General features: G+C 46.8%; 21 protein-coding genes. 16 read left to right on the forward strand and 5 right to left on the reverse strand.

What is annotated here, in order from left to right; all coding sequences use genetic code 11:
* Nucleotides 1–32 precede the first annotated feature (32 nt).
* From CLC91_RS11430 to CLC91_RS11455, 6 genes are all read left to right on the forward strand, one after another.
* Nucleotides 33–1883, forward strand: a complete 1851-nt coding sequence (locus CLC91_RS11430; RefSeq protein WP_095498899.1) for a DUF294 nucleotidyltransferase-like domain-containing protein — start codon at nucleotides 33–35, stop codon at nucleotides 1881–1883.
* Nucleotides 1883–2548: an exonuclease domain-containing protein gene (locus CLC91_RS11435; RefSeq protein WP_095498900.1), complete on the forward strand. Its 666-nt coding sequence runs from the start codon at nucleotides 1883–1885 to the stop codon at nucleotides 2546–2548. The genes CLC91_RS11430 and CLC91_RS11435 overlap by 1 nt, the downstream gene beginning before the upstream one ends.
* Nucleotides 2549–2643: 95 nt before the next feature.
* Nucleotides 2644–4215 carry a nitric oxide reductase transcriptional regulator NorR gene (gene norR / locus CLC91_RS11440; protein WP_095498901.1) on the forward strand — a complete coding sequence of 524 codons (1572 nt, stop codon included), beginning with the start codon at nucleotides 2644–2646 and terminating at the stop codon, nucleotides 4213–4215.
* A 15-nt stretch (nucleotides 4216–4230) separates the two neighbouring features.
* Nucleotides 4231–4890 carry a fumarylacetoacetate hydrolase family protein gene (locus tag CLC91_RS11445; RefSeq protein ID WP_095500449.1) on the forward strand — a complete coding sequence of 220 codons (660 nt, stop codon included), beginning with the start codon at nucleotides 4231–4233 and terminating at the stop codon, nucleotides 4888–4890.
* A gap of 187 nt (nucleotides 4891–5077) precedes the next feature.
* Nucleotides 5078–6739 carry a hydroxylamine reductase gene (gene hcp, locus CLC91_RS11450; protein WP_095498903.1) on the forward strand — a complete coding sequence of 554 codons (1662 nt, stop codon included), beginning with the start codon at nucleotides 5078–5080 and terminating at the stop codon, nucleotides 6737–6739.
* An 87-nt stretch (nucleotides 6740–6826) separates the two neighbouring features.
* Nucleotides 6827–7840 carry a hybrid-cluster NAD(P)-dependent oxidoreductase gene (locus CLC91_RS11455; protein WP_095498904.1) on the forward strand — a complete coding sequence of 338 codons (1014 nt, stop codon included), beginning with the start codon at nucleotides 6827–6829 and terminating at the stop codon, nucleotides 7838–7840.
* Between the two features lie 86 nt (nucleotides 7841–7926).
* On the opposite strand, the gene bioA is transcribed toward CLC91_RS11455, so the two are convergent.
* Complete coding sequence (gene bioA / locus CLC91_RS11460; protein ID WP_095500450.1) at nucleotides 7927–9201, reverse strand: adenosylmethionine--8-amino-7-oxononanoate transaminase; 1275 nt, start codon at nucleotides 9199–9201, stop codon at nucleotides 7927–7929.
* A gap of 108 nt (nucleotides 9202–9309) precedes the next feature.
* On the opposite strand from bioA, the gene bioB reads away from it, so the two are divergent.
* Genes bioB through bioD form a run of 4 tightly spaced genes read left to right on the forward strand, consistent with a single transcriptional unit; the run spans nucleotide 9310 to nucleotide 12856 of the window.
* A complete protein-coding gene (gene bioB, locus CLC91_RS11465; protein WP_095500451.1) occupies nucleotides 9310–10353 on the forward strand; it encodes a biotin synthase BioB in 1044 nt (347 codons plus the stop codon).
* Nucleotides 10337–11461: an aminotransferase class I/II-fold pyridoxal phosphate-dependent enzyme gene (locus CLC91_RS11470; protein WP_095498907.1), complete on the forward strand. Its 1125-nt coding sequence runs from the start codon at nucleotides 10337–10339 to the stop codon at nucleotides 11459–11461. Before bioB ends, CLC91_RS11470 begins: the two co-directional genes overlap by 17 nt.
* Nucleotides 11454–12194, forward strand: coding sequence for a methyltransferase domain-containing protein (locus tag CLC91_RS11475; protein ID WP_158220735.1), 741 nt, complete (start codon nucleotides 11454–11456; stop codon nucleotides 12192–12194). Before CLC91_RS11470 ends, CLC91_RS11475 begins: the two co-directional genes overlap by 8 nt.
* A complete protein-coding gene (gene bioD / locus CLC91_RS11480) occupies nucleotides 12194–12856 on the forward strand; it encodes a dethiobiotin synthase (protein WP_198950930.1) in 663 nt (220 codons plus the stop codon). Before CLC91_RS11475 ends, bioD begins: the two co-directional genes overlap by 1 nt.
* On the opposite strand, the gene pepE is transcribed toward bioD, so the two are convergent.
* Entirely contained in the window at nucleotides 12853–13569 is a 717-nt protein-coding gene (gene pepE / locus CLC91_RS11485; RefSeq protein ID WP_095498909.1) for a dipeptidase PepE, read from the reverse strand. The two genes, bioD and pepE, sit on opposite strands and share 4 nt — an antisense overlap.
* A gap of 234 nt (nucleotides 13570–13803) precedes the next feature.
* Here pepE and htpX point away from each other — a divergent pair, with 234 nt between their 5' ends.
* The 3 genes from htpX (at nucleotide 13804) to CLC91_RS11500 (ending at nucleotide 15725) form a co-directional block, all read left to right on the forward strand.
* Complete coding sequence (gene htpX, locus CLC91_RS11490) at nucleotides 13804–14664, forward strand: protease HtpX (RefSeq protein ID WP_095498910.1); 861 nt, start codon at nucleotides 13804–13806, stop codon at nucleotides 14662–14664.
* Nucleotides 14665–14911: 247 nt separating this feature from the next.
* On the forward strand, nucleotides 14912–15256 hold the full coding sequence (locus tag CLC91_RS11495) for a cytochrome c3 family protein (RefSeq protein WP_095498911.1): 345 nt from the start codon (nucleotides 14912–14914) through the stop codon (nucleotides 15254–15256).
* Between the two features lie 133 nt (nucleotides 15257–15389).
* Nucleotides 15390–15725, forward strand: a complete 336-nt coding sequence (locus tag CLC91_RS11500; protein ID WP_095498912.1) for a cytochrome c3 family protein — start codon at nucleotides 15390–15392, stop codon at nucleotides 15723–15725.
* Nucleotides 15726–15751: 26 nt separating this feature from the next.
* Here CLC91_RS11500 and CLC91_RS11505 read toward each other — a convergent pair whose 3' ends face one another.
* Together CLC91_RS11505 and CLC91_RS11510 are read right to left on the reverse strand one after the other, a co-directional pair.
* On the reverse strand, nucleotides 15752–16273 hold the full coding sequence (locus CLC91_RS11505; protein ID WP_095498913.1) for a DUF1415 family protein: 522 nt from the start codon (nucleotides 16271–16273) through the stop codon (nucleotides 15752–15754).
* A 5-nt stretch (nucleotides 16274–16278) separates the two neighbouring features.
* Nucleotides 16279–18003, reverse strand: a complete 1725-nt coding sequence (locus CLC91_RS11510; RefSeq protein WP_095500453.1) for a bifunctional metallophosphatase/5'-nucleotidase — start codon at nucleotides 18001–18003, stop codon at nucleotides 16279–16281.
* Nucleotides 18004–18056: 53 nt separating this feature from the next.
* On the opposite strand from CLC91_RS11510, the gene CLC91_RS11515 reads away from it, so the two are divergent.
* Both CLC91_RS11515 and CLC91_RS11520 read left to right on the forward strand, forming a co-directional pair.
* The gene (locus CLC91_RS11515; protein ID WP_095498915.1) at nucleotides 18057–18269 is read left to right on the forward strand and encodes an RNA-binding S4 domain-containing protein; all 213 of its coding nucleotides are present in this window, start codon (nucleotides 18057–18059) and stop codon (nucleotides 18267–18269) included.
* Between the two features lie 27 nt (nucleotides 18270–18296).
* The gene (locus CLC91_RS11520; protein ID WP_095498916.1) at nucleotides 18297–18641 is read left to right on the forward strand and encodes a ribonuclease E inhibitor RraB; all 345 of its coding nucleotides are present in this window, start codon (nucleotides 18297–18299) and stop codon (nucleotides 18639–18641) included.
* Between the two features lie 64 nt (nucleotides 18642–18705).
* Here the strand turns inward: CLC91_RS11520 and CLC91_RS11525 are convergent, their stop codons facing one another.
* Entirely contained in the window at nucleotides 18706–18912 is a 207-nt protein-coding gene (locus CLC91_RS11525) for a cold-shock protein (protein WP_095498917.1), read from the reverse strand.
* A 310-nt stretch (nucleotides 18913–19222) separates the two neighbouring features.
* On the opposite strand from CLC91_RS11525, the gene CLC91_RS11530 reads away from it, so the two are divergent.
* Nucleotides 19223–20368, forward strand: coding sequence for an exonuclease SbcCD subunit D (locus tag CLC91_RS11530; RefSeq protein ID WP_233132620.1), 1146 nt, complete (start codon nucleotides 19223–19225; stop codon nucleotides 20366–20368).
* The last annotated feature ends 1 nt before the right edge of the window (nucleotide 20369 follow it).

Consider the following 20369-nt stretch of genomic DNA (forward strand, 5'->3'; position numbering starts at 1 on the left):
AAGTAATTATTATTGTAGTGGGTATTAAACCGATGGATAGTGGTCAATTACAAGAGTTAAATGAATTTTTTCTTCAAACCATTCCATTTAGCGAATTATCCCAACCGCAACGAGCGGATCTCATTCGCAACTTGTCCATTGAGTACGTGGCTAAACGTCAACAACAGGTGTCCATGAGCTCAGACGAGCCTCGCTTATTCATTGTAAGCAGCGGTGCCTTTGAAATTAGAAGTCCCCAAGGAGAGCTGGTGGATAGGCTTGATCGCGGCGGTGTTTTTGGTTACCCAACGCTACTCACCGGCGAAGCTGTGGTAAACAAGGCCGTGGTGCTCGAAGACGGTCTGTTAATGAGCATCGATGGCGACACCTTTAACCGTTTGCGTCAACAAAACCGCGCTTTCGATCGTTTTTTCGTGCAAGCTCATGCCAAACGCATTCGAGTTGAAAGCCGCTTTGTCAGTAAATCCGATAGCTCCCATTTCGTTGTAACGAGCGTCATGACAACGGATTTGATTCATGCTCGACTACAGGACACAGTTCAAGACTGCGCAAAACGCATGCGCGATCATCGCGTGTCCTCTTTATTGATAATGGAACAACAATGCATTAAAGGCATAGTGACCGATAAAGATCTGCGCAATCGTGTCTTAGCCGAAGGCCGTAGCAGTGATTCTGAAATACAAACGGTAATGACCCCGAATCCCGTGACGATATCGCTAAAATCATCGGTGTTTGAAGCAAGCCTGTTAATGAGTGAGCATAGAGTGCATCACTTGCCAGTGATGGACGACGGGCGTGTACTCGGGTTAATTAGCAGTACCGATATTATGCGCAATCAAAGCTCTCAACCTCTGTTGTTGGTTAATCGGATTAACCGGCAACACAGTATTGAAGAGCTGGTTAAAGTAAGCCAACAGATTCCAAAATTATTGCAGACGTTAATTAGTGCCGATACCCGAGCAGAAGAAATCGGTCGGTTACTGACCTTGATTACCGATGCATTAACTAAGCGATTATTACAAATCGGTGAAGCGCATTTAGGAGCTGCGCCCATGGCCTACGCTTGGCTCGCTTTTGGCAGTCAAGGTCGACAAGATCAAGTGGCAAAATCCGATCAAGATAATGGCTTGTTGCTCGCAAAAGAGCCAACTCAGGCTGAGCAAGATTACTTCTTAAGGCTCGCTAAACTGGTGTGTGACGGCCTTGATGCCTGTGGCTTTGTTCACTGCCCAGGCGACATTATGGCAATGAATCCAACATGGTGTCGCAGCATCGATTCTTGGCAACAGCAATTTTATAAATGGATCGACAGCCCCCAGCCTAAAGCCTTAATGCACGCCAGCATCTTTTTTGACATGCGAGCCATATACGGCGCCAGTCATTTGTGTGAACAGTTGCAGCATGCCATCTTAAAACGAACAAAAGGGAATAGTATTTTTTTGGCCGGAATGGCAGCCAATGCGGTTAAAGCAAAACCACCGTTAGGTTTTTTTAATAAGTTTGTTGTAGAGCGTGACGGTAAAGAAGTTAAAGGTATGGATCTGAAACACAAAGGGAATGCCCTAATTAACGACATTGTGCGTATTTACGCGTTGGCCGATGGCATCTGTGAAGTGAATACCTCGGCTCGCTTAAGCAAGCTGATGAACTCCAAATTGCTTAGCCCGAAAGATGCGCTTAACCTAACCGATGCGCAAGAGTTTATTGGTCACCTTCGGTTAGCTAATCAAGGCCGCCAGCATCGAAATGGGGAGCCTATTTCAAATTACTTACAGCCGCGAGACATATCGTCGTTAGCCCGACATCAATTGCGCGATGCGTTTGATGTGGTTCATAGAGCGCAACAAGGCATCGCTTTGAAATTTGCCCGAGGCATGGCTTGATGACCCGACTGTATTGGATGTGGCAACATTTTCAAGCACAGCGTCGTTGGCATAAAGCACTGATGCAAGGGCTAAAAGACAATTGGGATAAGCCCATTAATGAAGCACGGTTAGTGTGTTTTGATATGGAAATGACTGGGCTGAACCCCAAGTGCGATCAAATTGTATCCATCGGCTGTGTGGTGATCGAACATGGCGCTTTGCAAATGGGGCAAGCGGATCATATTTTTTTAAGAATAAACGGCAGTGTCGGCCAAAGTGCCGTCATTCATAAAATTCATGACCACCATTTAGATAACGCCTTATCGCCGCAGCAGGCTTTCGCTTGGTGGTGTCAAAAAATGGAAGGGAGTGTAGCCGTCGCTCATCATGGAAAATTGGATTTTTCATTTTTGAGTATGTTGGCTAAGGAACTTGATGGAGAAGGATTTAAACTGCCTTGGATAGATACCTTGTTACTGGAAAAGCACCGTCTTGATCGCAGCGAACGACCCATTATGAACGGTGATTTAACCTTAGCTGAAAGTCGACGACGTTATCATTTGCCCGAGTTTTCAGCGCACAGTGCGCTATCGGATGCACTGGCGTGCGGGGAGCTGTTATTGGCTCAAATTGCTTGCCAAGGCGCTCAGACGCATAAGGTACATCAATTTCTGCGGGGCTGAAATAGTACTAGTCTCTCACTGTAATCGTGGTTACTATATGATTGTTGTTATTCTGACACACCTTTTGTTTCGTCAACACCAAACCGAGGCGTATCGTGTCTGCTAAATCAAGTACTCATTCGAGTTTCGACAGTAGTTTGCTAGCCATTGCGTTAGACATATCTCAAGCATTACCACCCAGAGAGCTTTACCAGCGAATGATAGACAGTGTCGCTCGAGTTTTTCCCTGTGACGCTGCAAGCTTGCTGATATACGAGAATCAACATTTGGTACCGGTGGCGTTGCACGGGTTAGCGCCAGAATTGATTGGGCAAAAATTTGACCCAGCCAATCACCCTCGACTTTCCATTATTATGTCGCAACAACAGCCGACGCGATTTGACGTGGACAGCCATTTACCCGATCCGTTTGACGGGCATATGGCCCTCGATAATGAGCGGGTCCTTGATGTCCATGCCTGTGTTGGTTGCAGTTTGTTTGTGGAAAATGAATTGGTTGGGGTACTGACTTTGGATGCCATAGAGGTGGGCGCATTTGATAACATCAGTGATCAGCAAGTCAGTACTTTTAGTGCGCTCGCCGCGATAGCTTTGCGTAATGCAAACTTGGTTGAGGCGCTGAACAAAGCCCGTCGTCAGCAACAAGCGGTGGCTCGAGAACTGGTGCAAGAAGCGGCTAAGCGAGAAGGATTAATTGTGGGCTCAAGCCCGCTGATTGAATCGTTGCGACAAGACATTGCCACCGTCGCCGATTCGGATTTGTCGGTCTTAGTGGTGGGCGAAACTGGCACCGGCAAGGAGCTGGTTGTTCGTACCTTACACGCTCAATCGAAACGCTCAAAGCAACCCCTGGTACACGTTAATTGTGCTGCCTTACCAGAGAACTTGGCTGAAAGTGAACTCTTTGGCCATAAAAAAGGTGCCTTTACTGGAGCTGATAGCAATCGCCTGGGTAAGTTTGAACTGGCTGATGGTGGTACCTTGTTTCTCGATGAAATAGGCGAGTTGCCACTGGCCATTCAAGCAAAACTGTTGCGAGCGTTGCAACAAGGAGAAATACAACGGGTTGGCGAAGACAAATCACTTACGGTTAATGTACGAGTGGTGGCTGCTACCAATCGAAATCTACTTGAAGAAATCAGTGAAGGGCGTTTTCGAAGCGATTTGTATCATCGATTGGCAATGTACCCCATTGCGGTCCCGCCGTTGCGGCAACACAAACAAGATGTGGCCATTTTAGCGGGTTATTTTCTCGAACAAGCGCAACAAAAGCTAGGTATTAAGCGAATCGTAATTCTGCCTCAAGCGATGATTTTACTGCAGCAATACGATTGGCCTGGTAACGTACGCGAATTAGAACACTTGTTAATGCGCGCCAGTTTAAAAGCTCGAGATACAGACAGCTCGAACGTAAGGATTGATGTTAGCCATCTGCAATTGGAGCAACAATCGAAGGGTGATGAGCAAGGCGACAGCGCCTCTGAAGCAAGCTCATTTACCTTACCAGCACAGAATACCGGTCTTAGGGGTGCGGTAGATGCCTATCAACGACAATATATTACTGAAACCCTCAAACACACGAATAACAATTGGTCTAAGGCCGCGAGTAAATTGAAAGTGGATCGCGCCAATTTCTATCGATTGGCTAAGCGCCTAGGGCTTAAATAATACCGGAAACCCGTTATGACCTATGTATTGCGAACAACCCATGGTAACGACTGTAAGCTCTCTCCAACTAAAGTCGTCTGTGTCGGTCGAAATTATGCTGAGCACGCGAGAGAGCTGAATAACGAAGTGCCAACTGAGCCGCTGCTGTTTATTAAACCCACGACCGCCTTAGTGGATTTCGAGAGCACCATCGTTTTAGCTGAGCATCAGCACGCACTGCATTATGAAACCGAATTGGCTATCTTGATTGGTTCGCCGTTAAAGAACGCGGATACTGAAAGAGTAGAGCGAGCCATTGCTGGGGTTGCTTTAGCGCTCGACTTGACCTATCGAGACTTACAAACAGAACTGAAAACGGCGGGTCACCCGTGGGAAAAGGCGAAAGCATTTGATGGCAGTTGCCCAATAACGCCATTTGGTTCACCAACTTTGGTCAATTTGGAGCAGGTACAGTTTTGTTTAACCGTGACCGGTAAACTTCAACAATCCGGCGATAGCAGCAAAATGATAACGCCGATTCTGCCATTGATAGCCTACGTTAGTCGCCATTTTTCCTTATGTGCCGGAGACATAGTGTTAACCGGAACCCCGGCTGGAGTAGGGCAGCTCACTGCGGGTGATAAGTTGCACGTTGAAATGCCTAAGCTGGTTTCGGCAACTACATCTGTATACTAACTGTTGTTAAAATAACACGTGAAGTCATAATGACAGCAACTTGAGTGTGTCATTATGACACTCGTTTAGAGTTTGTTGTTTTAACTCATTGATATTTAATTGTAAATATTTTTGGCACATTCCCTGCTAAGAAGAGTTCAGTCTTGTATAGCCACTGTGGCTTTTCTTTATTAGGGAATCTAAATCCATGTTTTGTATTCAATGTGAACACACAATGCGCACACCGGTCGGTAACGGTTGCTCCTATGCTCAAGGAATGTGTGGTAAAACCTCCGAAATCTCCGATCTACAAGATGTTTTGGTATACGTGTTACAAGGCGTATCAGCCTATGCTTTAAAGGCCCGTGAATTTGATATCGTCGATACAGAAATCGACAGCTATGTAGCCAAGGCCTTTTTTGCCACCCTAACCAACGTAAACTTCGATGAAGCGCGCATCATCGAATTTATCGCCCAGGCGCAAAGTCATAGAGACAGTCTGCGCACTCGCTACCAAGCCGCTGCGACCTTAGCAGGTCAGCCGGTTGTTGCTATTGAAGGTGCTGCGGCGCTGGAATTAGACACCGAAAAAGCCGCCTTATTGGCTCAAGCACCTAACGCGGCAGTTAACCGCGGACTGGCGCAAATTAATGAAGACATTTTGGGATTACGCTTGTTGTGCCTATATGGCTTAAAAGGGGTAGCAGCCTATCTTGAACACGCACGAATTCTTGAGCAAACCGACGCCACCGTAGCCGCTGATTTTCATAAAATAATGGCGTTCTTAGGCTCTGATCCGGTAGACATGAATGCGTTGCTTGAATGCGCTATGGACATTGGCAAATTGAACTATCAAGTGATGCAAATGCTTGATTTAGGCGAAACCAACAAGTTTGGTCATCCCGCTCCCGTTAAAGTAAACATGAAACCAGTAGCCGGTAAAGCCATTCTGGTTTCTGGACATGATCTAGTGGATCTTGAGCACATTTTACAACAGACTGAAGGCAAGGGTATTAACGTCTATACCAATGGTGAAATGCTGCCAGCACACGGTTACCCAGAGCTCAACAAATACCCACACTTAGTCGGTAATTACGGCAGTGCATGGCAAAACCAGCAAACCGAATTTGCCAACTTCCCTGGCGCGATTGTGATGACCTCTAACTGTCTGATTGATCCAAACGTCGGCCAATATGCTGAGCGTATGTTTACCCGCAGCATTGTTGGCTGGCCAGGTGTTCAGCATGTTGAAGGCGATGATTTTAGCGTGGTTATTGAAAAAGCTTTGTCGCTTGATGGCTTTAGCCATACCGAAATTCCCCATTACACCACAACCGGTTTTGCTCGGAACGCATTGATGGCCGCAGCGCCTGCGGTCATCGAACAGGTGAAAGCCGGCAATATTAATCACTTCTTCCTAATTGGGGGCTGTGATGGCGATAAAGCGGAACGCAGCTACTACACTGAGTTGGCCAAATCCCTGCCAAAAGACAGCTTATTGCTCACCTTAGCGTGCGGTAAGTTTAAATTTAATGATTTAGACTTCGGTGACATTAACGGTGTGCCGCGTTTTCTGGACGTGGGGCAATGTAACGATACCTACTCGGCGATTCAGTTAGCACTGGCTCTAGCGGATGCGTTTGAGTGTGACGTGAATGAGTTGCCATTGTCATTGATTTTGTCTTGGTTTGAACAAAAAGCCATCGCCGTGTTGCTGACGCTATTGTCTTTGGGTATCAAAGACATTCGCGTTGGACCAACCGCTCCAGCGTTCTTAACCGACAACTTATTACAGGCGCTCAACGAAATGACTGGGCTCAAGCTCATTACTACGGTTGAGCAAGATCTCGCTGATTGTTTAAGCGCCTAAGTTACTAGTAGCTAGGTGTTGAGTATCTGAGTGTTTTAAATCAACTGCACCTTGCAAGGGTGCAGTTTGTTGTTGTGGAGCCTTGCTATGTTATCCCAATTATCTCCCAGAGAGTTGGTGTGTCTTGAACGCATTGAAGAAACTCATGATGTAGCGACTTTCGCCTTTGATGGTCGTGATTTTGACTATAAACCGGGTCAATTTACCACGGTAGAAACTGAAGTTAACGGTAAAGTGCTGCAGCGTGCTTATACCGTATCTTCCTCACCCTCACGTCCTGAGCGCTTAACCGTTACCATTAAGCGAGTTGAAGATGGTGTTGTTTCAAATCACCTGTTAGACACCTTATACAAAGGCGGCAGCTTGCGATTGTCTAACCCTGCTGGAAAATTCAATTTATTGGATTGCGCAGGCAGTGATGACTACCTGTTCGTAAGCGCCGGAAGTGGCATAACCCCTATGATGTCAATGACCCGATATCTACAGGATAATCGCTTGCCTGGTAACATTCACTTTATTCATTTTGCTCGCAGTGCTGACGATCTTATCTTTGCAGAAGAATTACAACAGCTTGCTAAACAACATCATGATTTTAAGCTGGATATTGTTCTCTCTCAAAAGGCGGACCCTCGCTATCATTTTGGACTGCTAGACCAGGCATTATTCGAGCAACTCGTGCCTAGCCTAGAACGCAAAGCGGTGTTTACCTGTGGTCCGGCGCCGTTTATGGCACTGTTAGAACACTGTTTACAACATCGTAATTTTGATATGAGTCTGTTTCACCAAGAAAGCTTCGGCTCGGTGCCAGCAGCGCCAGAGCAGCCGCTTAACAGTGAAGCAGTACACAGTGTTTCGGTTCCATCATTTAATAAATCAACCGAGGTAACACAAGGAACTACGGTCTTAGAAGCCGCTGAAGACATTGAAATTCCAATTCTCGCCGCTTGCCGCTCTGGGGTTTGTGGATCTTGTAAGTGTAAGGTTAAAGGCTCAGTGACCTCTACCAGTCAAGTAGGGCTCAGCGCTGAAGAAATTGAACAGGGGTTTGTACTGGCCTGCAGCTCAACCATTAATTCCGACATAGAACTCAGTTTAAAGTAATCTTTTTTAAGCCAATGCCATAAGCCATCGTAGCGTGCCATCTCACAGAGTTGTGATAGTCATCTGCGATGGCCGTTTCGCTCTTTTTAGCTCATTTTAGCGGCACTTATCATAGCCCGTGTTAGTTTGCTTAATGATTCAGAATCAATCACGTAAGGCGGCATGATATAGATTTGGCGACCAAAGGGTCGTATCCATACGCCTTGCTCCACAAAAAACTGTTGCAACTTGGCCATGTCGACAGGCTTGTGTAATTCGATGACCCCAATGCTACCCAGCACTCTCACCTCTTTTACCGATGGCAACTGCTGGGCCTCGAACAATTCTCTATTGAGTTGTGATTCGATGGCACGAACTTGGTCTTGCCATTCGTTGCGTTGCAATATTTCCAAACTTTTGTTGGCTACAGCACAGGCTAAAGGATTGCCCATATAGGTAGGGCCGTGCATGAAAACCCCTGCTTTTGAGTCGCATATACCTGTTGCTATATCGTCACTGCATAAGGTGGCCGCCAAGGTTATATAGCCGCCGGTTAAAGTTTTTCCTAGGGTAATAATGTCGGGGGTAATGTTGGCGTGATCCAAACCAAACCAGGTTCCGGTTCTGCCCAAGCCTGTGGCGATTTCATCGCAAATCAGCAGTACTTGGTACTGGCGACATAAGCGTTCAACGCCTGTTAAGTAGTCGGCACTGTAGAAGCGCATGCCTCCGGCCCCCTGCACAATGGGCTCTAAAATGACCGCCGCCAATTCGTCATGATGTTGCTTAATTAGCGATTCAAACGAATCTAAATCGCCTTCTAATAATGGCTGACCGTAGGGGCTTTGTGGGGCTTTAGCAAAAAATTGTTGGCTTAAGGTGTCGCTAAACAAACTGTGCATGCCGGTGATGGGATCACACACGCTCATGGCGCCAATGGTATCGCCATGGTAACCGCGCTCTAAACTTAAAAAACGCTGCTTGTGGGGACGTTGTTTACCGTGCCAATACTGTATCGCCATTTTCATGGCAACTTCTACGGCCACTGAGCCCGAATCGCTTAAGAACACCTTGGTCAAGTTAGGGGGCGTAAGATTCACCAAGGTTTTGCAAAGGTCGACGGCTGGCTGATGAGTCAAACCGCCGAACATTACGTGAGCAACTTTGTCGAGCTGTTGCTGCAAGGCAGTATTGAGCTCTGGGTGATTGTAGCCGTGCAGGACCGACCACCAACTGCTCATGCCATCGATGAGTGTTGTGCCATCTTCCAGTTTAATGTGCACGCCTTCTGCAGCAACCACAGGAAAGCAAGGCAAGGGATCGGTGGTGGAGGTGTAAGGGTGCCAAATATGATTGCGGTCGAATTCTAAATCAATGTTCATTTTTTAATCGTTAGTCAACTTGCTGTGGCTGGTCGGCGTTGACAGTTTACCCGTTGTCGGTATCCTAGCCAAGAATAAACCCGATCAACAATAAGAGAAAAAGCGCCCATGTCGCAAATCAGCATTCGCCACAATTGGACCGTAGAGCAAGTACAGCAATTGTTTGCGCTACCTATGAACGACCTTCTTTTTCAAGCTCAAACGATTCATCGACAAGTATTTGACCCCAATCAAGTTCAAATCAGTCGCTTGCTGTCCATTAAAACCGGCGCTTGTCCTGAAGATTGTAAGTATTGCCCTCAAAGCGCGCGCTATAACACGGGTTTAGAGAAAGAACGCTTGATGGAAGTGGAGCGAGTTTTAGAGGAGGCCTCAAAGGCTAAGGATGCAGGTGCGAGTCGCTTTTGTATGGGGGCTGCGTGGCGTAACCCTCATGAAAGAGACATGCCTTATATCTTGCAGATGATTAAAGGTGTGAAAGAGTTGGGCATGGAAACCTGCATGACTTTGGGTATGCTCGATGCGGACCAAGCCTCCCAGTTGGCCGATGCTGGTTTAGATTATTACAACCATAATTTAGATACTTCGCCAGAATTCTATAACGATATTATTACCACTCGCAGCTACCAAGACCGGTTAGATACTTTACAACACGTGCGAGATTCCGGCATGAAAGTATGCTCAGGCGGCATCGTCGGTTTGGGGGAACAGCCAAAAGACCGAGCCGGTCTATTGGTAGCGTTAGCTAATTTAGAGAAGCACCCGGATAGTGTTCCCATTAACATGCTGGTAAAAGTCGAAGGGACGCCACTGGCCGACACCGATGATTTAGACCCGTTAGAGTTTGTGCGTACCATTGCCGTTGCCCGAATCATGATGCCTGCATCAAGAGTTCGTTTATCGGCGGGTCGTGAGGGCATGACCGATGAGCTGCAGGCCATGTGCTTCTTTGCTGGAGCCAATTCAATATTTTATGGCTGTAAGTTGTTAACCACAGCCAACCCTGGTGAGTCCGAAGATCATCGTTTATTTGAACGGTTAGGTCTCAGTGCCTCGCAAGGTGATCCGGTAGCCTTTGATAAGGTGCTGCAGCAAAACGCTCAACTTGAATCAGCAACGTCTAGCCAGTTCTACGATGCCGCAGCCAACTGAGCCATTGAGTTTTCTAAGCGACGCCTTGCGACAGCGTCAACAGCAAGGCTTGCTTCGACAACGACGTGTGCTTGATGAGCCAAATGCCATCAACTTTGCGAGCAATGATTACTTAGGGTTAAGCCGACATGCCGACATGCAGCATGCGCTTTCAACAGCGACTGACTTAGCCATAGGTGCTAGCGCATCACCGTTAGTGAGCGGTTACCTAAACGTTCATCAACAACTGGAACAGCAGCTTTGCCACATGACCGGTTACCAGCAAGCCATGCTGTTTTGCAGTGGTTTTGCGGCCAATCATTGTTTGCTGCAAACCTTATCTGCGGCAGTGGATACGGTGGTGGCGGACAAGTTAGTTCATGCCTCTGTTATTGATGGCATTCGCGCCAGTGGCGTTAAGTTAATACGCTATCGGCACAATGATGTGGCACACGCACAACAGTGTTTGCAACGAGCCGAAGGACAAACATTGCTGGTCACCGAAAGTGTCTTCTCCATGGATGGCGATGTGGCTCCATTGACGCAGTTAAGTCAGTTAGCTCGAGCGCATGGCGCTTTGTTGATCGTGGATGATGCTCATGGGTTTGGGGTTGTCGGCAAAAACGGTTTGGGGGCGTCGGATTGGATTGAAGCCGATGCTTTGGTGGTCACCTTTGGAAAGGCCATGGGTTGTCAAGGCGCCGCTGTGTTGGGGTCGAACACGCTCATTGACTATCTGCAAAATTTTGGTCGTCATTACATCTACTCGACGGCACCGTCGCCGCTACTCGTTGAAGTGGCAAAAACCGCGTTATCGCTGATAAAAAACGGCGCTCAGAGAAACCGATTACTGAGCAACATCGAGTACTTTATTCGAACGGCGGACCGCCATAAGTTACCTCGATTGTCGTCGACTACCGCCATTCAGCCTATTTTGTGCCAGAGCCAATCTGTTTTGAAGGTGGCCAGCGGTTTGCGGGAAAAAGGGCTTTTGGTGGGGGCGATTAGACCGCCGACTGTACCCTCGGGCAGTCAGAGGCTAAGAGTAACCCTCAGCGCATGCCACACTCATGAGCAAATTGCGCAATTGGTCACCGCGTTGTCAGAGGAGTTGTCCATCGATGGATAAAGTCGCAGTAGCGCAGAGTTTTGATGACGCAGCATCAAATTATCAAAACCATTGCCAATTGCAGCAGCAGGTGGGCAGCAAATTGGTCGCAGACATAGAGGCGAACGGAATCATATTAGACCTAGGCTGTGGCCCAGGCTCTGTGGTAAGAGATGCGCTCATAGCACGAGGCGCCCATTGGTTTGGTGTGGATTTGTCGTTGTCCATGTTGCAACAAGCGCGAGGTCACCAGCAAGCGAACCCTGTTGTGCAGGGTGATGTTGAAGCGCTGCCATTTGCAAGTCAGAGTTTTGATGGAATTGTGTCCAATATGGTGCTGCAGTGGTGCGATCTTAACCGTGCAGTTGAAGAGTTGCTTCGGGTTTTAAAACCAAAGGGGCGATTCGATTTAGCGATTGTCATCAAAGGCAGCCTTCAACAACTTTGCAGCAATGATAGCGGGCTGTTGAGAGTGAATGACTTCCCAAGTCAAAGCTTGGTGGAGCAAGCGCTGTCACAGCATGTGATTGAATACCAGTTGGCGGTGCATACCGAAACCTATTGTTACCCCAATGCTCGGGCGTTATTTAGCAGCTTAAAAGGGGTCGGTGCCAATTGCAGTGACAAGCCGGTAACGGGTCTTAAAGGCAAGGGCTGGTGGCAACAAGTTAATGCCATGCTCGAAGCTCATCGCCTCGACGAGGGACTGCCTTTAAGTTATCAAATTCTATACGTGAGAGGACGCAAGTTATGATTTATTTCGTAACAGGAACCGATACCGATGCTGGCAAAACGTTAATCAGTGAGGCCATGTTGCGAGGGGCAACTGGCAGTACCTTAGGCTTAAAGCCTATTGCATCGGGGTGCGAGCAATCGAACGACGGCTTGAGAAACGCCGACGCACAAGCGCTCATGAGTGCCTCTAGCGTGGAACTGGACTATAAGCAGGTGAATCCGTTTGCCTTTGAACCGGCGATAGCACCTCATATTGCTGCAGAGCAAGCGGGCGTAGCCATAACGTGCCAAGCCCTTAATGACGCCATTCCGGTTGATGCGATGATGCAAACTGACTTTGTGTTGGTTGAAGGGGCGGGCGGCTGGTTATTGCCTATATCCCACGGGCAAACACTGGATCAATGGGTAGCAAAACAGCAATGGCCGGTAATTCTAGTGGTAGGCATTAAACTGGGTTGTTTGAATCACGCCATGCTCACCATTAAATCGATTGAAACGGCAGGCTTAACGGTTGCAGGTTGGGTGGGTAATCAATTGGATCCAGATATGGAATATGCGCCCGAAAATATCGCTTACCTAAAAGCCAATATAAAGGCACCTTGCTTGGGCGTGGTGCCTTATTTACAACGTGTCAACGCCCAAGCTGCGAGCGCGTACATCGATTTGTCTTTGCTTGATTAGTCTGCTAACAGATGGCTAAGATCGCAATCGACAGCGATGGTTTGCTGGTGAACGTCGCCTTTGAAAAAGAAAGCTTGTTTGTTGCCTACCAAGGTTAATTGGTTGTCTTTACGCCACAATGCACTGCCTTCTTGTATGCCAACAACCGCGGTTTCAGGATTCAAGCTGCAAAACTCTTGAAGGCGTTCAGCGCGGGTCTCACCATTATGTCCCGGTGGGTGATAGTTGCTGTAGTGTGGGTTGAGTTGAAACGGCAGGATGGCTAAAGCGTCGAAGCTGTGCGGCTCGACAATGGGCATGTCGTTGGTGGTTCTAATGGAAAGGCCGGTAATGTTGCTGCCAGCACTCCAGCCAATGTATCCCATTCCGGCCTCGATACGACCTTTCAGCGGCTCTATGAGCTGTTGGCGGTACAATTGATTGAGCAGTTCAAAGGTATTGCCTCCGCCCACCATGACTCCGTTTGCTTGCTCAATGGCTTTAATTGGGTCTGGGTGTTGGTGTATGCCGCTAATCGTAATATTCAGCGGTTTTAAAGCCGCCTGTACCTTGTCAAGGTATGCGTCATAGCTCATGGTCACACCTGCAAAAGGGATGAATAGCCAATGGCCCTTGCAGCTTTTATACATGGCATCAATATAAGGTAATGCGTGTTCTAGGTAGTCGGTATTATCGACACGGGATGCGCTGAGCATCAAAGCGTTAATTGCCATGACAAGTCCTTTATTTTTATGAGTCGCGGCTAGCCTGTCACTTGCCACAGAGTAAGTCAATCTTGGTTCAGGAAAACTTACTTATACTTTATAAGGTTGAGGTTGCGCCCTTGTAGAAATTCTGTGAACAGAAAACTTTTTAAGCCCGTTTAATGGCGTAAACCTTGAAATCTGTTTTTTCGGACATATTATGTCTTCAAGCAAATGGAAGTTCTCCGTAATAGAGGAAGAGTAATGAAACGTATTTTTTTGTTTTTAGCGACCAATATGGCAATTCTAGTGGTTGCCAGTATTGTAATGAGTTTACTTGGGGTGAATACCCAAACCATGGGAGGACTGCTGTTCTTCTGTGCCATGTTTGGTTTTGGTGGTTCAATTATCAGTTTAATGATATCGAAATGGATGGCCAAAAGAAGCACCGGTGCTCAGGTGATCACTCAGCCAAGGGACGCTGATGAAGCCTGGTTGTTAGAAACCGTTGCCCGCCAAGCACAAATGGCCGGCATCAAAATGCCAGAAGTTGCGGTATACGATGCTCCAGAGATGAATGCTTTTGCAACGGGTCCGAGTAAAGATAATTCCTTGGTAGCAGTGAGTACTGGGCTTATGTACAACATGAGTCGTGACCAAGTGGAGGCGGTGTTGGCCCATGAGGTGAGTCATGTTGCTAATGGCGATATGGTAACCCTGACTCTTATTCAAGGTGTGGTAAACACCTTTGTTATGTTCATTGCTCGACTGGTTGCCGGAGCGGTTGATACCTTTTTGCGTGGTAACGATGACGAAGGGGAAGGGCTAGGCTTTTTCGCTCACATTGCGGTGGTTATCGTAATGGAAATGCTGCTCGGTATTTTGGCGTCTATGATTGTGGCTTACTTCTCGCGTATTCGTGAATACCGCGCAGATGAAGGCGGTGCAAAACTGTCTTCACGTGAAAAAATGGCGTCGGCTTTGGAGCGTTTGAAAAACAATCATGAGAGCACCATGCCGTCGCAAATGGCCGCGTTTGGTATCTCCGGTAAAAAATCTATTAACGAGCTGTTAATGAGTCATCCGCCATTAGAAAAGCGCATTGCTCGTCTTCGTCAAGGTTAATCGTTCCTTTAATTGAGCGAGTGTGAGCAAAAAACAGCAAGGTAACCAGATGGTTACCTTGTTTTGTTTTTATCACACATAAAGTGTGAGCTGGCTCTGATTTAATTTGATTTACACGGGGTTATTAGTTAATTTGTTAACGAAGTTTAAAAATAGTCGGCTTTCAATTTAGCTAATATTAACTAGACTTCATTATCAGTATTGGAAGTTCAACCCTGCAGGATTGAATTACATTGGAGACGTAAAAGTGAGCAAAATAACTTTGGCTGCGGCCTTTAGCTTAGTACTAGGATTTATGGCATATGCGCCTGTTTCATATGCTGCGGATCAAACCATTGCCGACATGCACGCAGAAATGGCGGAGTGTGAAAGCTGCCACGCCGGCGGAGAGCCATCGGCAGACGGCAACCATGAAAACGGTGCATGTATTGACTGTCACGGCCCAATGGCTGAAATGGTTGAACCTCACCCAACCCACGAAGACGTGGTTCGTTGTATCGATTGTCACAAAGTGCACGATATGAATGTTGGTGAAATGCCAAATCATGAAAATCATGCCGACGATCCAAATTGCACCGATTGTCACGGTTAGGAAAAACTGAGTAATAACCACAGAATAACTGAGGAATTACCTTAGCGTTCAGTGAAGCAAAGCACAGTTTAATCAAACGCCTACAAGTACACTTGTGGGCGTTTTTTTTGTATCTAAGTAATGGAGAATTTACATGAGCAATAAATTACTTAGCGCTATTTTTGGTGCTGGTTTAGCCGCTCTAGCAATGTCGCCTGCCGCTTTGGCTGGTGATGTATTAGCAGATACTCACACTGATATGGGTGGCTGTGAAAGCTGTCACGTTGATGGTGACCCTTCTGCTGACGGTGCGCAAGAAAATGCTGCATGTGTTGAGTGTCATGGTGATATGGGCGATATGGGTGAACCTCATGACGTTCACGAAGGTATTCTAAATTGCTTAGATTGCCACATCATGCACGAGCAAACAGCTGCTGATAAGCCTCAATTAGACGCTGCCGACCCTAAGTGTGCTGATTGCCACGGCTAATTCTAGCCAGATGAAAAAACACCGCTTTAGCGGTGTTTTTTTTGCTCTTTTTTCGTTGCCAGTTTACGCAACAGTTCAATATTTCTGGCTGGAATCGACTCTAAATCATGGTGCAGTTGATGAGCTTGGGTAATGCTAGATTCTCGAATAATGTGTAACGTAGGCAATGGGCTACGGTTGGTGTGGTTAGCTGGATCGTCAAAATCACAACCGTCAAATTGATAACCCGGGTGAAAGTGAGCCAGTTGAAAGGCACCGCGCCATTGTTGCTGATCAATCAATGCATCTGAGAATTCAATAAGCTCCAAAAAATCATCAAAGTGTTTATAGCCTTTAGATAAGATAAACAGACTGGTTTCCACCGTGTCATTTTGCTCGAGGGCCACGATTTGTGATGCCAAACTCATCAGTGTATCGGCTAATTCGACGCTGTCGCAGTCGTAGTAGCCAATGCGACCGTCCTCCAAAGGTTGTTTGGCAAACGGACAAATGTTGAGTTTTACAATGAAACTTTCAAGCCATTGACGGGTTTGTTCAACTGCGTTCATGTTTTTTATCGTCCTGTGAATTGAAGTTGAAAGTGATTCTCCAGAAGCGACAAATCATGGTGATTGAGCAAATCAATAAAAGACTGCGCCATTGCAATATCAAGGCTGTGTTGTTGGGCGCGATTTAACAGCGCTTGGTAGCCTTCTTTGCCAGAAGCCGTATAGGCGGAAGAAACGCCCCAGTAGAGTTGTTCTGCGTTTACTTCTTCCCATTGCCCCTGCTCATTGTAGAGACGTAAATTGGTTATTCGCTGCCCTGAAGGCGCGCTGGCATCGTAGTGATAACCGATGCGATAGCCATAAGGAAAACTGCCAGTGCCTGTGCCGATAACGCCATTATTGATGGCCGAATCTATCGCAGATTCGAGCACCTGTGACAAGTAGTTGCCTTGTATTTGATAAACCACCAGGTTGATCATAAAGGGCAGCATGCGCCCCGCAATATCAGCTTGGCTTAAATCACCCGCGATAAGTGACGTGCGCACGCCGCCAGCGTTGTGCAGGCCAAAATCAACGCGATGACCTAAGTCACGGGCGCTTCGATAAAACCCTTGAGCCACTATGGGCGCTACTTCACTGCCTTGGGGTAAGCCAACGCTGGGCAGTCGAGTATGGTGTAAGGTTTTACTGGCAAACGCGACCTTAGTTTGCGCCATTTGAATAAGTTTAGGGCGGTATTTTTGTTCTAAAATAGCTTCAATGCTGGCGTCTGGCTGAACCTGCTGCAATCCGGGTAACGCCATTATTCGCTTGAGTATGGAGTTAGCCTGCGACGGCGGCAGCGGTTGATTGTTGACCGTAAGCTCGAAAGGCTCGGCAAGTGGAAACTGGTTTCCCCCAAAAACGTCAATTACTTTGCCATTGGCGTCCATGTTCAGTAGGCTCAGGCCAACGCATTCTGCAAACTTACCGGCGTGAAATATCGGAATATCATTGATTACCTCACCATAGGTTAAGCCTTGATCCATATTAATGTGGTTAAAATCTCCCTGTAACGAGTGGCTATGCCCCCCAACAATAAAACTAACGCCCTTAATAGCGCTTGCCAAGTCTCTATCGTGGGATAAGCCAAGATGAGAAAGCACCACAATGTGATTAATGCCGTCGCTTTTTAGTTGTTTTACGGTGTTATTAATGACCTTTGCAGCATGTAAAAAATTGCATTCAGGATCGGGCGTGGCGACCTTATGCATTTGCTCTATGGTCACGCCTACAATGGCCAACTCAGTATCGTAAAAAGGAATCCGTTTTATCAGTGCGACCTGCTCGTTGGGGTCATAGTGCAACAAATTCGGATGATTGTTGAGGGCGTAGGTTTTGCTTGGAGACTCTTGGCTGAGATCCAAATTACCCGCGACAACTGGAAAATTCAGCTCATCAAGAAAGGGCTTTAGGCCCTGATTTCCAGGGTCGATGTCGTGATTACCTATTGCCATTGCATCTAATTGCAGGGCGTTTAGCAGATGGGCATTGGCCAAACCACGATAAACACTGTAGTAAAGGGTGCCTTGAAAACAATCCCCTCCGTGAAGGAACAGGTTAGGGCAGGAGTGACCGTTAAAGTGTTGTTGTACCGCTGCGCTAATCGCCGCATAACCGCCCACATTGGTGTTTAATCGGTAGGAGGTATCATTGAGCGTAACCGCTAAGCTTTGTCGATTCGCATCGAAGTGTGAATGACAGTCGTTTATGTGAGCGAGAGCCAATTGATAGACGGGATTTTTAGCCATAAAGAGAGTTACACAGTATACTGTCCGCTTAGTTTATTACAGGAAGCGTTTAGGTGCAGCAATTTCAACTGACTGACGAGCAAGAGTTTATCGAATTGTTCAAATTATTGAAGGCAATCGACTGGGCCGCGAGCGGTGGTGAAGCCAAACAAATGATTGATGCGGGAATGGTGAGCGTGAATCAGCAGGTGGAAACCCGCAAACGTAACAAAATTAAAAGTGGTGATCTGGTGAGCTTTCAAGAGCATCAGGTTCAAGTGATATAGACAACAGCTTGTTAGGGAGTCAAACCTATGAATTTTCCAGACGACGATAATGGCAAAATGCTGCAGGCGATGGCCGATGCGGGCATGTCCTTAGATCAAAGTTTAGACATTGATTTCTTTATGATGTTTGAAGACCAAAGCGATGCTGAGTCGGCCATGGCTCAATTTGAAGATGACAACCCCGGTGCCTTTATAGAAGTTCATTTAGATGAAGAGCAAGGGCTTTGGGAGTTGATAGTGAGTAAGCACATGGTGCCTGACTATGACGCTATTGTGATTTCAGAAGAGCGTTTAGATGAGTTTGCCAAAGGCTTCAACGGTTACTCCGATGGCTGGGGTGTGATGCAACATCAAGAAGGCGACCCGGATTAAGTTGCCAAAAAATACCCACAAAAAAAGAGTCCAAGAGGACTCTTTTTTTACTAAGCACTAAACCTTATACAGGTTTAACGTTCTCAGCTTGAGGGCCTTTTTGGCCTTGGCCGATTTCGAAAGAAACCTGTTGGCCTTCTTCTAAGGTTTTGAAACCGTCAGAAACGATGTTACGGAAGTGAACGAAAACGTCAGGGCCGTTTTCTTGTTGAATGAAACCGTAACCTTTGTCAGCGTTAAACCATTTAACTACGCCAGTTGCAGACATAATAGTCTCCTAAATCTTTAATAAAACGTACTTTGTGATGCTCGCAATGAGCTGCCTTGCTAAAAAAAATATATCCTGGTTTTACACATTGCGAATAACACTACGTATCTTTAAGACTTCGTGGCGATTAGCACAGTAGAGCCAAACTTTTTTTTAACCCACCTAGGAGCAAGCTCTCAGGTGACGCCAATATGCACTATTAACGGGTGGGAGTCAACGATATCCAAAAACTTAGGCTGATTATTAGCAAACTCTTAGTTAAACTGGACCCTATTCGCTAGTTTGTGCAAAGTGTTTAAAGATTATTCAGAAGATGATAACAATAGTTCACAGCTCCGATTGGCACTTAGGCCGAAGTTTTCACAATGTCTCCTTACTCGACGATCAGGCCATTTGGCTTGAACAAATACTGCAGCAAGTCATAGAACAGCAAGCCGACGCACTGATTATTGCCGGCGATCTTTATGACCGGTCGGTGCCACCTGCCGCAGCAGTGGCCTTATTTGATCAATTTATTGAGCGCTTTCGATGCCAAAGTCAGGCTAAACTTATCGTGATTTCAGGCAATCATGATAGCGCTACCCGATTAGGGTTTGCCGCCAATCAGCTGAAGCATAAGGGCATACACTTTATAACCAGCTTTGATGACATGCTTGAACCAATCATTGTCAGCAACGCTTCAGGCGAGCAAGCGTTTGTCTACGGCATTCCTTACTGTGAACCATTACAAGTTCGCCATCACTATCAATGTCACGTGAGTCATCACGCTCAAGCCCATCAATTTTTGGTGGAACAAATAAAAGCTACTTTAGATGAGTCTCAGTCGAACGTATTAGTTAGCCACTGTTTTGTTGATGGCGCTAGCGGTTGCGACTCGGAGCGACCTTTGTCGATTGGTGGCAGTGATGCGGTTGCTTGGGAGCCCATGCAAAACTTTACATACGTCGCTTTGGGGCACTTACATGGCGCCCAGTATCGAGGAGCTAAACACATACGTTACAGCGGCTCTCCAATGGCCTACAGCTTCTCTGAGCAACACCATAAGAAAGGGTGTTGTTTGGTCTTGATAGATAACGAAGGCTTAGCAAACGTGGAGCAATTGCCGCTGCAACCCAAGCGCAGGATGCGGGTTGTTGAAGGAAGAATGGCTGAGTTAATCGAGCAGGCTAAGGAAGACCCGAATGCTGACGATTACCTCATGGTTAGATTAACCGACACCCATGCCATCATGGATGCTATGAATAAATTGCGCAGCGTATATCCCAACATTCTTCATCTTGAAAAGCCTGGGATGTTAGGGCAAATACCCAATCGTCCTCAGGCAAATGATCAAATTAAGCAAAGTGAGTTGTCGATGTTTGCGGATTTTTATCAACAGTCGCTGGGTCGAGAGCTTACTCACGAGCAGCGTTCGTTACTCACTGAACTGTTAACTGATCTGCACAAGCAAGACGTTTAAA

Origin of the sequence: Paraferrimonas haliotis (assembly GCF_002282895.1) — a bacterium.
Classification (GTDB): Bacteria; Pseudomonadota; Gammaproteobacteria; order Enterobacterales; family Shewanellaceae; genus Paraferrimonas; species Paraferrimonas haliotis.